At 42.4% G+C, this 13437-nt stretch carries 10 protein-coding genes; 1 reads left to right on the forward strand and 9 read right to left on the reverse strand.

Features of this window, described 5'->3' with window-relative positions; genetic code table 11:
* Positions 1 to 30 precede the first annotated feature (30 nt).
* From Dia5BBH33_RS08385 to Dia5BBH33_RS08400, 4 genes are read right to left on the reverse strand one after another with little or no spacing between them, the layout of a single operon-like run.
* Entirely contained in the window at positions 31 to 2115 is a 2085-nt protein-coding gene (locus Dia5BBH33_RS08385; RefSeq protein WP_143332766.1) for an AIPR family protein, read from the reverse strand.
* Positions 2112 to 3044, reverse strand: coding sequence for a PD-(D/E)XK motif protein (locus Dia5BBH33_RS08390; RefSeq protein WP_143332767.1), 933 nt, complete (start codon positions 3042 to 3044; stop codon positions 2112 to 2114). Before Dia5BBH33_RS08390 ends, Dia5BBH33_RS08385 begins: the two co-directional genes overlap by 4 nt.
* 14 nt (positions 3045 to 3058) lie before the next feature.
* Positions 3059 to 5887, reverse strand: a complete 2829-nt coding sequence (locus tag Dia5BBH33_RS08395; RefSeq protein WP_143332768.1) for a Z1 domain-containing protein — start codon at positions 5885 to 5887, stop codon at positions 3059 to 3061.
* Positions 5880 to 7367, reverse strand: a complete 1488-nt coding sequence (locus tag Dia5BBH33_RS08400; protein WP_143332769.1) for an ATP-binding protein — start codon at positions 7365 to 7367, stop codon at positions 5880 to 5882. The genes Dia5BBH33_RS08395 and Dia5BBH33_RS08400 overlap by 8 nt, the downstream gene beginning before the upstream one ends.
* A gap of 218 nt (positions 7368 to 7585) precedes the next feature.
* Here Dia5BBH33_RS08400 and Dia5BBH33_RS08405 point away from each other — a divergent pair, with 218 nt between their 5' ends.
* The gene (locus tag Dia5BBH33_RS08405) at positions 7586 to 7969 is read left to right on the forward strand and encodes a hypothetical protein (RefSeq protein ID WP_143332770.1); all 384 of its coding nucleotides are present in this window, start codon (positions 7586 to 7588) and stop codon (positions 7967 to 7969) included.
* 97 nt (positions 7970 to 8066) lie between these two features.
* On the opposite strand, the gene Dia5BBH33_RS08410 is transcribed toward Dia5BBH33_RS08405, so the two are convergent.
* The 5 genes from Dia5BBH33_RS08410 to Dia5BBH33_RS08430 all read right to left on the reverse strand — a co-directional run bounded on the left by Dia5BBH33_RS08410 (position 8067) and on the right by Dia5BBH33_RS08430 (position 13419).
* On the reverse strand, positions 8067 to 9323 hold the full coding sequence (locus tag Dia5BBH33_RS08410; RefSeq protein WP_143332771.1) for a GNAT family N-acetyltransferase: 1257 nt from the start codon (positions 9321 to 9323) through the stop codon (positions 8067 to 8069).
* 20 nt (positions 9324 to 9343) lie between these two features.
* Positions 9344 to 10273: a DUF2156 domain-containing protein gene (locus Dia5BBH33_RS08415; protein WP_232518037.1), complete on the reverse strand. Its 930-nt coding sequence runs from the start codon at positions 10271 to 10273 to the stop codon at positions 9344 to 9346.
* 173 nt (positions 10274 to 10446) lie between these two features.
* Positions 10447 to 11730, reverse strand: a complete 1284-nt coding sequence (locus tag Dia5BBH33_RS08420) for a M18 family aminopeptidase (protein ID WP_143332772.1) — start codon at positions 11728 to 11730, stop codon at positions 10447 to 10449.
* Position 11731: 1 nt separating this feature from the next.
* Positions 11732 to 12415, reverse strand: a complete 684-nt coding sequence (locus tag Dia5BBH33_RS08425) for an AroM family protein (RefSeq protein ID WP_197710314.1) — start codon at positions 12413 to 12415, stop codon at positions 11732 to 11734.
* A 68-nt stretch (positions 12416 to 12483) separates the two neighbouring features.
* The gene (locus tag Dia5BBH33_RS08430) at positions 12484 to 13419 is read right to left on the reverse strand and encodes a DUF1177 domain-containing protein (RefSeq protein ID WP_108850575.1); all 936 of its coding nucleotides are present in this window, start codon (positions 13417 to 13419) and stop codon (positions 12484 to 12486) included.
* Positions 13420 to 13437: the final 18 nt, after the last annotated feature.

The raw sequence follows: 13437 nt of genomic DNA on the forward strand, positions 1-13437 counted from the left end.
AGTCCTAATAATGTCTGCGTCTCCACGATATCAGTCCGGATAACTTTCCTCTTTGGCTTTCTGTAAAACCTCCATAATTTTGACTGCCTGCTTGTCACTAGGCACCTTGCCACTTGTTGAAGCAATTTTCAGGAAACTAATATCCCTGTCATTGAAAATATGGTTTGCTATTCCCCAATCCATAACCTTTTTCCAGTTAGCAGTGCCGTAGTTATATACATCAATCAGTGCGGTTGCCTTGTTTATTTCTTTTTGTTCTTTTTCAGCCGCTTTATTCCGCTCTTTTTCCAATTCTTCCGGAATGAGTTCGCTCACGAATTCTGGTGTAAGACCAACTTTCTTATCCTTTAATCCATCCCAGCAAGCAGCCCTCTTTGCCCATTCAGTGACATTGTCTACGCCTCTTGACGGATCCAGCAATGTATCATTCACAATTCTCGAGAGTTCCTGCAGCTGCGTTCTTAAATGAGCGCTTACACTCTGTTTTAACCAAATATCTTTGAAATTTAAAACATACCCTGGATGTTCCTCTTTAATCAAATAGAAGAGCCAGCCCATTGTATAGGCATCAATTTGGGCTTTATAACCGGAGTTATACCAAGGTGCATGACGTACTATGTCATCAATGGTCTTAAACAAAATATCTAAGCAAATGATTTTTGTATAAAATTCATCATTGAAAACCGCTTCATGATTTTTCCATTCATCAGCAGCCCAATTCGCAAACTGTATAAAATTCTTCTGTGCTCCTAAGCTAACCTTATCCGGCTTCATTTGGTAAAGATTATAGTATTTAGACAGATCCGTCTTAGTAATGACTTGTTTGGGAGGATTTTCCATGCGGAACTTATCCTTAGCAGATTTAGTCATTTTAGCCTGATCTTGTTTGTACTGACCACGTATGCGCTCATAATACCAGTGTGTTCTGTATTGATTACCGTTTACTGCAGGTGCCAATAAACGACGTGATATCTCTTCCATACGTATATGGAATGGTGAGTTAGAGAAGAAGTCCGCTTCACTAACTTTATTCTGACTATTGGCATATCTTGAAATTTCAGGAATCAACACCGCAGCATCTTCAGGATCTACAACAGACAATTTCATCGGGACAAATATATTTTCCAAATTGTTGGCTCTTGCCTTATCGACAATAATAGCATTAGCCAATGATGCTGTCGTCTGACCGCCATTTACTATCTGCAATCCGGTAATTTCGGTAATCAAAAGCGAGTGTGTTCCTGGTTGTGTTGAAATATTATATGCGGTTGCGGCTATACCATTGTTATATGCAAAAAATTTACCTGGTTCATTAAGTATGGTATTGCGGATTCCCTTATTGACTTTCCCTTTTGCAGTCAGGAATGACCGAACATTCCCTTCCAGGAGCCTTCCACCGTATTTATTATAAATATCAGCCAGTACCTTGCCTGGAATGTTGCACAAATACGCGGTATAATCATCACCTTTGCTGGCTTCCAGACATGGAATCCCGTCAACGCCGAAATCTTCCAGATTGATAACAATATCCTCTTTCCCCGACTTTGACTCAATTAATCCTTGCAGGCGGGTGATATCCCAGATAAAATATTCTGTTTCTGCATCTTCAAGAGTAGCCCCCTGAATATCTTTGATTCGACTACTCATTATCATATCTGTCAAAATATAAAATTTGAATTTTGATACCGTACTGTACCGTTTTGATATATCATAAGCCAGCCCGTACCCTGCAGAACTTTCTTCCCCATTCTTTAGAATAAAGCCATTTCTTGAATCTCTAACGAAATTCTTCATCCTTCCAAAAAGTGTTTTGGAATCAGTCACATTCAAAGTTTTGGGCTGCGGGCTGTCATCAAACTGGCACAGAAATAGACCCAGGCAGTCCTCCAGCTCATCATAATAATACCCATCAAGTTGTAGTCGTGCATTTCGCGAGCCGGTACTTTCGTATTGCAATAGATTGAAATCGGTAAACTCTTCGGCATCTATTAAGATTTGAACATATTTATTCAAAAACTCTTCCTTTGGATTTGAATCATTCTGCTCACTATCTAAGTGGACATCCTGTAAAAATCCGTTCCTGAAATCATAAACGCTTTGTGCCTCTGTACTCATGTCGCTGACCCGCCTTTTCTGAATCTGTCAATGGCCGAAAGTGATAACTGATACTGCACTTTTGTAATTGCATTGGGTAAATTTTTCCGCCTTATAGCTGGAAAATCGCAGTTAACCTCATAATGATTCTGCTGTTCAAAACGGTATACACATCCATCATAATATGGATTCGGATAATATCCGGCCTCTAACATCTTTCCCTTAAACGAAAATCTGAGTTCCGGATCGTTCTCCAACTTTACTAAAATCCTTTTATATAGTCCATTTAATGTACAGCCAGATGAATCTTTGGGCCCTGTTGGACTTACTTTCATTACCACCAGTTCGCCTGGGACATCAGTATCAAGCTGATCAATGGAAGATATACTAACAACCTCTGCATCGGCTGATACAGTTTTCACTTCAAACCAAGTATTTTCAAGTACAAAATCCTGTTTAGCAAAATCAGGTCCACTCCAGGACAGTACGGCATCTTTTAATCCATATTTTGGCATCATAAAGTCTTGGAGAAATTTCATTTCTCCCAGTAAGCCTTTTATTCTCTCAGTTGAAAGCTTGGTCTTTCTGCCTGAGGCCATAATTTTTAGCCACTGCTCGTATCTTTTTTCAAGAAACGAAACAGCCTTTCTTTCTGAGCTGATATGCGCCGAAGATTCCGCCATATCCATGCAAAACTGGCAAAAAACATCAATTAAATCCGGCTCGTTCAGTGAGAAGGTAAGTGCCCATAATTTATCTTTGCGCCGCCCTACCGTAACATCAATAGCCCCTGTAGATTTCAAAACTTCTGGGGAATACTGCGTCACCAAAAGCAGCATGGGACGCCCTTTTTCATCTAAGCCAATGAACAAACTTCTATTAGGGCAAGTGTCAATACGTGAACAGGTATCATTTTTGGTGAAAGTACTAAATATATTTTCCCCATTCATTTTCGATACATCTCCTAATCTTCCTCGTAGTTCTCAGAAATATCATCATCATCCAAATCGCCATCTTCTTCCAGCATCATTCGCTGCATGGTTTTATTAATTTTATATTTATGTCTGACAGGAGTATGACCTTTGAGGAACGGAATGCCGACGCTAAGACCAATTACCGGTACTTCCGTATTTTCTATCAGCTCAATTTTTTCCGGTGTATCATTATCTCGATTTCTGGAGTAAAGTTCTACCGGATAAATAACTAACATCGGATTTCTTTCAATACCTTCGTCAAAATAGGATTTTTCACTTATCAGCTTCCTTCCGCTGCTCTCTAAAGACTGAAGCATATCTTTAGTTAATCCAGCTCTTGCCATCCCTTTATCTCCCAAGCGGGCCTTTGCTCCGGAAACTTGTATCACTTTTTGATCTTCTTTGTAGACAAAGCCACGGAGTACAGGAGATAGTTCAATTCCTCCCAACTGAATTGTAGTAGAACCCGATTTCGCAGCATCAGTCTTAGCTAACTTATCAGATTTCGCTTTTCTGCCTGTTGCGATTGCAATATCCCATTTCCCAAGTTCTTTTTCTGAATCTTTGATTATTCTGCAAAGCTCTTCCGTCTGAAAATCCATATTCCTTAAATCACTTTTATAATTTCCCAGATAATGTATTACTTTTTCGGCTGGAACATTAAGGAACTGCGGATTGGCTAAAGCAAGATCATCATTATTTCGCTGCATTTCGTATTGACTAGAAATTTCTCTAATAAAGTCCTCGGTTAAGTCCCGATTATCATCTATGTATTCTGTGTTTAAGTATTTAGTTTCGACAACTTCGCCACTGATTACAATGGTTCTCTCATAGTCTCCAGCAGTCCTCATTTTATTTCTGGCAGTAACCATTAATGCAGTTTTGTCCTGACGTACACACAAGCCAAAATCTTTTGGAGTCTTTCCTTGATCTCTCATTACAAGGATCTTATTTCTCAGTTCCTCGGTGGCTACAGTAATTTGTGAATACCAATTTCTGGATTCATCAGACATCCACACACGGCAAAGATCATCATAGTTGTTCCTATAACCAAACCAACGACCCATCTGCATAAGGGTGTCATACATCTTAGAATTTCTATAGAAATAACTTGTGCAAAGTCCTTCAAGGGTTAATCCTCTTGACAGACTGAGTCCGCCAACAGCAATCAGTCTTAATCCTGTTTCCTTATATTCATCATAATTCAGTTTCTTTGTGGCATTTCCTTTATGAATAGACTCAACCTGAATTGGAATTACCGCCGCTTTGAGTCTCTTTTGGATTGTGTCCCAAGAATAAGTTATTCGACTTTTTTCACCATCTACATGAAAATTCAGGAATTCCTCTTCATAAACTTCTTTCAGATTTTGGAATTCTTCATGTTCCAGTGCACGCTTCCCCATCTTGTAATAGCTTTCTATTGCATTTTTATAGTCTTCCACAAAATTGTAGACCTGTCTTTTTACTCTATCCTGGACATCCGTAAACTTTGAAACGTTTATCATCATTGTACGATGAGCCTTTGTATCTCCACGAATATCTCTTATAGCATTTGCCAGGAAGAAGGATAATATGGCACATTTAAGGCTCTTTGGCATATCTTCTTTAACCGGGTGAAAATTGATTTTATGTCTCAATGGTAAATATTCTTCACAGTCATCATTATCTCTTAATATACATGCGTATTTACCGACAGAGCTGCCGTCATCAACCTCGTCCTCATCAAGAAACATGGATTTAGCGCCTATATAATTTGATGGTGTCGTTAATGCATAAATAAAATTTTCAGGAAAAAGATCATCCCCAATCATCTCTTTTTCTGAATCTGGATCTATAAAAATATTGGCATAGGGCGTAGCCGTAAACCCTACATAACTTGTTTTAGAAAATAATTCAAGCAGTTTTCGAATAGATTTATTTATCGCAGTTGGATCTTCTGATGTTTTAGTGTTAATTGATGCATTATCAGCCTCATCATCAATTAACAGCATGGGAAGCTCAATCTTTCCACTTGCTGATTTATTATTTCTGGTAAGCCATTTTACCAAATTATTTAATATCCTATTATTTTTCTTAAGAACAAAAATGACAGGACATTTTAATTGATCAAGCTGGCCAATAATGGCTTTAGCCGTTGAAGCCTTAAAATCTTGTTCTCTCGTCGTTACGGTCCATACCTGGGCATCTGATCCATATAAACCAACCCCTATGTGTCCCGAAACCTGATCACTTTTAGGTGACGAAACGCTATCAGCGCCAATAAATCCTAAATCAATACGTTCCTGTGTTTGTGACCTTAATTTCTCTATACTTCCCGTAAGCAGTATAAAAATTTTATATCCTGCATCAGCAGCTTTGTTGATTAAAGCAATATAATTAGACGTTTTTCCTGATTGAACTTCTCCAATGCATAACCCTCTAACAAGAAAATTCCCTGATTGTTGAGGATTTCCAAGCTCGTCCATCATCTCATTAGTAGCTGAATTAAGTTCCCTGATAACCGGAAGTACCCAGCCACTCATTTTAAGGTATTTTTCGTATCTATTCCAAAACTTAGGATCAATTTCTGCTCTTGCGGAGCTATACCATGGAGCATGCTCTTTTGCTACGACATAGGTCCCTCTGTCTATGTGAATCTGAAAAATCTTCTGAAGCTCCCTTATTACTTCTTGTTTCTGTCCATCAGTCAATCCCCCTGGGATAAGCGCTGAGACTGAGCACTTATCCACTTCTTCCTTTATCTTTTCCTCGGTTGGATTTTCATCCTTACCTAACATATACTGAACAATTGTCATAACATCTTTCTGCGCATCAGTCATCCCCATATACCTCCGCTATTTTATTTATAACTTCAGGATGTTTCGCAAAACGTTCCATATGTCTCATCGCCTCGATAAAAGTAGGAATATCCTCGCCGCAGCTCTCCATATCATGAACCATTGATAATGCCCTATTATAGAGTTCCTTCTCATTATCTTTATCTTTATCGTCTATCATTTTCTCTTTAGCCATACGATAATATACATCGTGATAAGGAAATTCCTCTTCAACCATTTTCAGCATATTTTCAAGAGCATCCGCCTCATCTTCACCCAAATGGTTCATAAGCGCTTTTAATGACGGCATATTACGATTAATCTGATATCGGATTTTTCCCCTGTCATCACATACATCCCATGTATGAATTAAGCCATCATCTTTTTTGGGATTTCTTCCTCTATATTTGATTACCTTTTCACTTTTCCCCATGGCATCTTCGATAACGTTTCGCAACTTATCCCTGATCATATGCGGAATATTTGCTTTCGATTTTTTTACATCAATTCCCCATAAAGTATCTAATGTATTAGGAATATCGACACGAATCCTGGCAAGTTTTCCTACTTCACTTTGGCTGATAATTCTAAACCAGGTTCCCCATATAATTAATCGTTTATTTCTATAGACATAAAATCCCTGGCGCTGCCGGATAGATTCCTTTCCGCCCAATGCATCTATATCCTTTTTCCTTAATTTACTGATAATTGGAAGGATGAATGGTTTAACCAAAATCTGTTCATTACCAACAGGTATCGGATAGTCGGCTAATCGCTGGGTCGCCGGATGATTTTCCAAAAAGGGGTCGATCCCTTCTACTTCATCATTATTGAAGAATATCCTGATTTTTTTTATACCAGGCTCATTCCCCCTTATAAAACGATGGAATACGAGCGCGACGTGTTCTCTGGCCGCCTTCACCTTTTCAAGAAATGCCGTCCCAAAATCTCTCCTTGAATCGCTGCATTCCGTACGAAGATAATCAAATTCCTGCCAAACCACCACAGTCCCCGTATCATGATCCTTTAAATAATCATATCCTAACATTCCTTTAATTTCTTTTTCAGAAAATCTTTTCAGAGCCCAATTATTTTTTTGAATTATGTGGTCCAAATCCCAACTCGCCGCGCTGATGATTCCACTCTTCTTCGTGATAACCGTCATCTTTCTGCATTGGGACATTGAAGCCATTTTCATCCCCAGCCCGAATCGTCCCATATCATTCTTACCACGCGTTTCCAATGAACTCTGACTCCCATATCTCATGGCATTTTCCAGTTCATCCGCTGTCATTCCGCATCCGTCATCAGCAATACAGAAAAAAGGTGAGGTTGTTGAATCAAAAGTTATATTCACTTCACGTGCACCAGCACTGATACTGTTATCTATAATATCTGCAACAGCCGCTTCAAATGAATAACCGACTGATCGGGTTGATTCAACGAGAATGGGAGCATATGGAACAACGATCTTATCTTTCATTACGGTATCCTCAATAATCTCAATAAAGCTAAGAATTAAATAAAGACATGATTAATATAAGTTAATTTAATTATAGCACAGGGATAGGACTGATTCTGTCATATGTATGATCCTCTACGATTTATTACATGAGTTTTAATCAAAACTTTTTAGGTTATTCTCCTTAAATTGCAAAGGCATTATAATCTTTCACAAGAAAAGATTTCTTCAATCAATGTATGAAAAATACAAATCTGTCTTTAAAGGAGTTGTTTAATATGAGCAACCTTGGTCTTACGTTTGATGAACTTATTGATACTCTCGCATATGGGCACGAGATAGACTTCTCGTATGCAGGAAAAAATTATGTACTCATGCCTGACATCAACGAAAAAAATGAATGGGAATATATAGTGTATCAAGTGTTACCACCCGAAAATAAGCCTGAGATTAAGGTTCTGTATCACACGCCTCTTCATCGTGATCCTTCTTTTTCCGAGGATGATGTTGTCTGGTGGCCGGTTGGAGAAAAAACAGCCCGGGCCATGCTGGACGTTAAATGCATTGACGGAAAATCTTTTATGGATTTGATTGATGAAATCCATGTAGATAATATTAATTAGACACATAGACACACAAAAAGACCACATTTGGCACAAAGCCAGTAATGTGGTCTTTTTTATTTCATCTCGGGATTCCTCTATGAAATTTCTTATTTCACTAGAACCATTCGTTGATCCAGTTGCGTTCTCTTGGGAGCATGGCTACGGCGAGGTCCACCGCTTTTTCTGCTGCTTCATCGTCAGAGAGAAGGATCTTCGCTCTTTCTGCTTCGACGAGTTCGGAGAGGTCGGCTGCGCCCATGAAGAGTTCGGCGAGGCTTCCTGCGTCGATGCTGAATACGGGATCGGGAACGGAGCCCAGGCGGAGGCCTGAGATGTCTTCGATGTGGCATTTCAGATCGTAGAAGACGTCTTCCTTCAGGGCATGGATTCTGCTGTCCTCGGCGCGGAGGACGTAGATGCCGCTGTTTTCAGGAAGGAAGGAGTCGATGAGCTGGAATGCGATTTCTCCCTTGATTTCCTTGCTGCAGGGAAGGCCGTCAAAGGCGATGACAGGGTCGATGACGCGTCCGAGCATGAAGGGGAATGTGCGGTTCTTGATATATGTATGCTCGGCGCCGTCCTGCCAGTAACGGAAGGAGTGGTCGTCAAGCGGTTCGTACCATACGCAGGTATCGACGGAGCCCTGATGCCCTGCCATGAAGGCATAGAGCGCTTTGCGTCCTGCTTCGTTCTTGAATGCCATTTCAGAGGCGATCATTTTTCTGTCGTCCAGGGTGTAGAAAAGGTATCCGGATGGGCCTTTTCTGTCATAGGTGACAGCGATATAGCCTTCAAGAAGCTGTGCATCGATGTGCTTTTCCCAGGATTTTTCATCCCTGTAAGCCCAGCCGTTTCTCTTCTTTGTGTATTCTCTGTAAATCGAAGCGAGGTCTTTCCAGTCATTGGAGCTCGTGAGAGTCCGGCAGGATTCAGCTCTTCTTCCCAGAGCTGCGAGCCTTTCAGGTGCTGCGCTTCTTTCCCACTGGTGGGCATAGAAGCCAAAGCCCATCGGAAGGTAGAAGGAAGCGGCCGACGGCATCAGGATGACGAAGGGCTTGTCTTCTTTCAGTGCGAGGTGGAATTCGCCGCGGATGAGTTCCTTGGCGTATCCTCTCATGCGCGCTGCCGGATGGGTCGCAACGCCGACGATGTAGTCGACGGGATAGCGGAGCCCTCTGATGGAAAGGTCATAAGGACGGCGGTGCAGGTCGCATGCGATGCTGCCCTGGTTCTCGCCTACGAGGATTTCCTCCGGCTTGGCAAGCTCTTTGAAGTACCATTGAAAGAACGGATCTGTCGGCGGTTCGAAGCAGTAGCCCCAGAGCGCCTTTACATCAGACTCGTCGGAGAGTGTAGATTTGCGGATTTTCATCTTTCCTCCTTGTCAACAGGTCAGTCAGATGATTTCTTCAGCACGACATCAAACTTTTCAGTCAGATGATCCGGGTTGTAGCCCATCTTCGCCTCACGCAGGCCTTCGATGCCCAGGTCTTCTTCGCGGTTGACGAATTCCGTGTCGGCAAATTCATGGATCAGGAAATCCCTGTTGATCGCCTGATATAATCCCCTGATATTCGGATTTGCCTTTTCAAAAATAATATGCGCCATTCTTTCATTGACAAGGTCGCCATTGGTGAAGGCTTCCACCTTGCCGTAAATACGAATGATCGCGCCTTTGACGCCCAGTTCATCCCAGTTGTCAAAGCAGATCTTCATGGCTTCCTCTTCTTCCTCGATGTCGCCATGACGTTCGAACCATTCATGGATGCCCGCTTTCGCATCTTCCATGTTTTCCTTCGTGATCGATTCGTAGGTGTAATCCCCGCCGTACTGACGGAGGAATGCATTCAGGTGATTCTTCTTCATGCGGAGCTTCTTGCCCGGCAGGCTGATCATGTCAGCGGTACGGTACACGTACTCCTCATTGTCTCTGTCTTCGATGAAATCATACTTGCCCGGCAGCAGTCTTTCGATCTGTTCCGTCACCCAGCGGGATGCGGACTTCAGGCGGAAAGGCATGCCCAGCTTATCGAGTTCTTCATGAATCAGGTCAAGGCCATGCTTGAATTCCTCTTCTTCCTTGGCAAATGGCGGAAGGAAGAAAAGGTCCTTGCCATGTCCTGCACGGATGAAAAGAATATTATCCTGAACAGCCCAGGACGTGTCGTGCGCCTTCTGCCAGATGAAAAGCGTATTGAATGTGCAGTCGATCTGCTCATAATGGTGAATGCGGAAGAATCCGTCGATCATTTTCTTATCTTCTATGCGAAACGGATGAAATTCTATGATGCCCATCTCCTTATAAATTTGTTCTGTATACATTGTTTCGTATATATTTAAATTTTTGAATACTATCTGTTTCTATTCTACCACATATAGCAAGGAAAGGAAAAAAGAAGGCCAGGAAATACGAATGGATGCGGCGCCGAATGCAGTGCAAAAAGCCCGCGCCAAGACAGCACGAGCTTCTCACATTGCATGAATTATGCTTTTATTTATTCAAAGAAAACAGTCATCAGCCTGTTAATGGCATCCTGATCATCAGCGCCCATTGTTTCACGTGCAGAATGCATTCCGAGAACCGTAACACCAATATCCATTGTACGGATTGGAAGATTTGCCGAAAGCAGAGGTCCAAGTGTGAATCCGCCGGCAATATCGGAACGATTCAGGAATACCTGGCAGGGAATATTGTGCCCGCTGCACAGGGACTTAGCAATGGCAATCGCCTCCGCATCGCCTGCATAAGACTGAGAGCAGGCAATTTTAAGTGTCACGCCGCCATTTAGAACTGGGAAATTTGTAATATCGTTTTTCTCAGGTACATTGGGATGCAGCGCATGTGCCACATCCAGGGAGAAGAAGAATGCCTTCCCCAAATCCGCCAGATATTGTTCTGTCGTAAAGCACTGATTCAGATAGATCCTTTCCAGAATATCCGGCAGAACCATTGACGCAGCACCCTGTTTGGATTTGCTGCCTACTTCTTCATTATCAAAAAGTGCAACTGCATGAAGACCATCTTTCTTGCTTCCGTTGATGATGCCATTCAGGCAGGCCATTACGGATGTCAGATTATCCAGACGGGATCCTGAAATAAATTCATTATGAATGCCCACGAGGCATGGCGGATCGCAGGGATACACAGTCAGCTCATAAGAAAAGATATCTTCAACCGGCAGCTTGAACTCGCTTCCAAGGAAGTTCATGAAGAATGGTTCAGACAAACGATTCCCGTCAAGCATTGTAATCAAAGGAAGCATGTCTTTCTGCTGATTGAAGGATTCCCCATCATTCATCTGACGATTCATATGAATGGCCAGATGCGGAATTACCATCAGCGGACGGCGTGCATCTACGAAAACGGTCTTAGGATGATAAGGATCATTCGACTTCAGAACAATCTTTCCTGCAAGAGAAAGCGGCCTGTCTATCCAGGTGCTTCTGATCATACCGCCATATACTTCTACATTGAGTTTGCCATAGTTTCTTGTGGTCGTTTCCGCATTCGGTTTGATCCTGAGACAGGGAGAATCTGTATGAGCGGCTCCCAGGTGAAGACGGCTTCTTAAATTTTTACCAAAATGGAATGCAACCAGTGTGGAGCCATAAACCTTGACAAAATAATCTGTCCCGGGTTCCAGCTTCCAATCCTGATCCAATTCCAGCTCTTCAAATCCATTTTCTTTCAAAATTTCTGCGCTCTTAATCACCGTCTGATAAGGGGATGTCGCCTCAGATAAAAATTTAAGAGGATCAATGAAATGATAATTTTCCATGTCAGAGCTCCTTTCCTTCGTTATATAGTTCTGCAATAAAACGTGCTGCCACTGTGCGCCCGAGAATGGCAGGAATATCTACGGCTTCATGAAGCGCCTGCTTCATAGCCTCTGAATAGCCAATGCAGTCAAGGACAATCATGTCTGCGCCTTTATCTTTCAGACGTTTTGCGGCCTCTGGAACTTTGTCCGCTTCCGTATACGGAGATACTGCCTCGACAAGAACATTCTTCACTCCATTTTCTTTCCATCTCTGGATGGACTGTGGGAACTGGCTTTCATCAGGTGTCAATACGCCCAGTGTCTTTTCACCAATAACCGCTTCCGCAAAGTATTGAAGAAGTACCTGCGGATAGAAAAGTGGCACTTTGGATTCGAAATGAGGAAATTGCCCTGTGCAGAGCATAAGGATAGCTTCCATGCCTTCCTCATTCAGCTCTGTGATGATCTTCTGGATACGAGGCAGAATATGCTTTTCAGCCATTTTGACCGAAGTCCCGTCCTTAAGGCGGGATACAAGAACATAATCGCCCTCTTCCGGTTCAATTGCTTTCAATTCCTCTTTCGTCATTCCATCAAGAGCGCCTCTTTGAACAAGGGTAATTCCTCTGAGAAGCGGCTCTATATCCGGGGTCACATCTACGCGGGGTGCCTGCCCGACTGTAATTGCGCCAATCTTTTTCATGAGAACTCCTTTCACGGGCAGAACCACCGGGAGATGCTCCCGGTGGTCGTCCATATTTTATGATAAAATTACTGATTTCCTCTTGTCTGAAGAACTTTCATGGATCCATAAAGTTTCTGGATCATTTCGAACTCATCCTTATCATAGAAGCTGCACTTCCCTGCCGTAAATTCCTTAGCAGCTTCGACGCAGAATTGAACAACTTCAGCGACGTCAACTTCGTGAGTTGCTCCTGTTGCACATCCCGGTACAGAAGATTCCGTCGTGATTGCCACACCTACGACCGGAGCATCCGTCCCGCAGCAGGGCTGAAGAATGCTGTTCATATGATAGAGCCCATTGCCATATGGTGTTATATCCTGCGTTGTCAGAGCCAGCACGCATGGGAGTTCTCCGGTAGAAGTCTGCTGGATCTGCAGGAGATCTTCGCTGATATGCAGAATATAGCCGGCTTTGACGGTAGGAGTCAGCGCGAATCCTCTCTTATTGAGAATTCTGTTTCCCTTTGTCGTATCAACAGAAAGAATAGCGTCCATGTCCGGATCAACGGTCAATTTGACGTTTGTTGCCATATCAACAGGGGATCCCATAAAAGGAACCGGATCATGCGGCATTGTAGGAGCGGTCGGGCAAATATGAGTGGATACAATAACATCCCCATCGATCTGATCGCCTTTTCCGACCATATCAATCAGCTTAATGGCAGTTGCAACGGCAGAAAGTGCACCGTCACCGTCAGATACAAATCCGATTCTCTCTGGTCTTGCGCCGATTCCGCCGAGCTGGCCGATAATGCCAAGTGTCGGAGCTTTGCCACCGTTTAATTTCCCGTTTCTACCCGGAATAACGAGGCGGATAAAATCAGTCGGACCTTTTCCTTCATCAACGCGAGTGTATGTGGCGTCCAGGATTCCTTTGCTTTTTGCATATTCAGTAACAACTTCACCATTAACGTGGATGTCATCTAAAATTTCATAAACGTCTAAAACCTGTTTTAAAGCCATTATTTTACCTCCCCAAAA

The organism is Dialister hominis (assembly GCF_007164725.1).
In the GTDB taxonomy this organism is placed as follows: domain Bacteria; phylum Bacillota; class Negativicutes; order Veillonellales; family Dialisteraceae; genus Dialister; species Dialister hominis.

Bases quoted from the DNA above. Each gene is read 5' to 3' on its own strand.
- Dia5BBH33_RS08385 (WP_143332766.1), bottom strand. From the start codon at position 2,115: ATGAGTACAGAGGCACAAAGCGTTTATGATTTCAGGAACGGATTTTTA.
- Dia5BBH33_RS08390 (WP_143332767.1), bottom strand. From the start codon at position 3,044: ATGAATGGGGAAAATATATTTAGTACTTTCACCAAAAATGATACCTGT.
- Dia5BBH33_RS08395 (WP_143332768.1), bottom strand. From the start codon at position 5,887: ATGACTGATGCGCAGAAAGATGTTATGACAATTGTTCAGTATATGTTA.
- Dia5BBH33_RS08400 (WP_143332769.1), bottom strand. From the start codon at position 7,367: ATGAAAGATAAGATCGTTGTTCCATATGCTCCCATTCTCGTTGAATCA.
- Dia5BBH33_RS08405 (WP_143332770.1), top strand. From the start codon at position 7,586: ATGAAAAATACAAATCTGTCTTTAAAGGAGTTGTTTAATATGAGCAAC.
- Dia5BBH33_RS08410 (WP_143332771.1), bottom strand. From the start codon at position 9,323: ATGAAAATCCGCAAATCTACACTCTCCGACGAGTCTGATGTAAAGGCG.
- Dia5BBH33_RS08415 (WP_232518037.1), bottom strand. From the start codon at position 10,273: ATGTATACAGAACAAATTTATAAGGAGATGGGCATCATAGAATTTCAT.
- Dia5BBH33_RS08420 (WP_143332772.1), bottom strand. From the start codon at position 11,730: ATGGAAAATTATCATTTCATTGATCCTCTTAAATTTTTATCTGAGGCG.
- Dia5BBH33_RS08425 (WP_197710314.1), bottom strand. From the start codon at position 12,415: ATGAAAAAGATTGGCGCAATTACAGTCGGGCAGGCACCCCGCGTAGAT.
- Dia5BBH33_RS08430 (WP_108850575.1), bottom strand. From the start codon at position 13,419: ATGGCTTTAAAACAGGTTTTAGACGTTTATGAAATTTTAGATGACATC.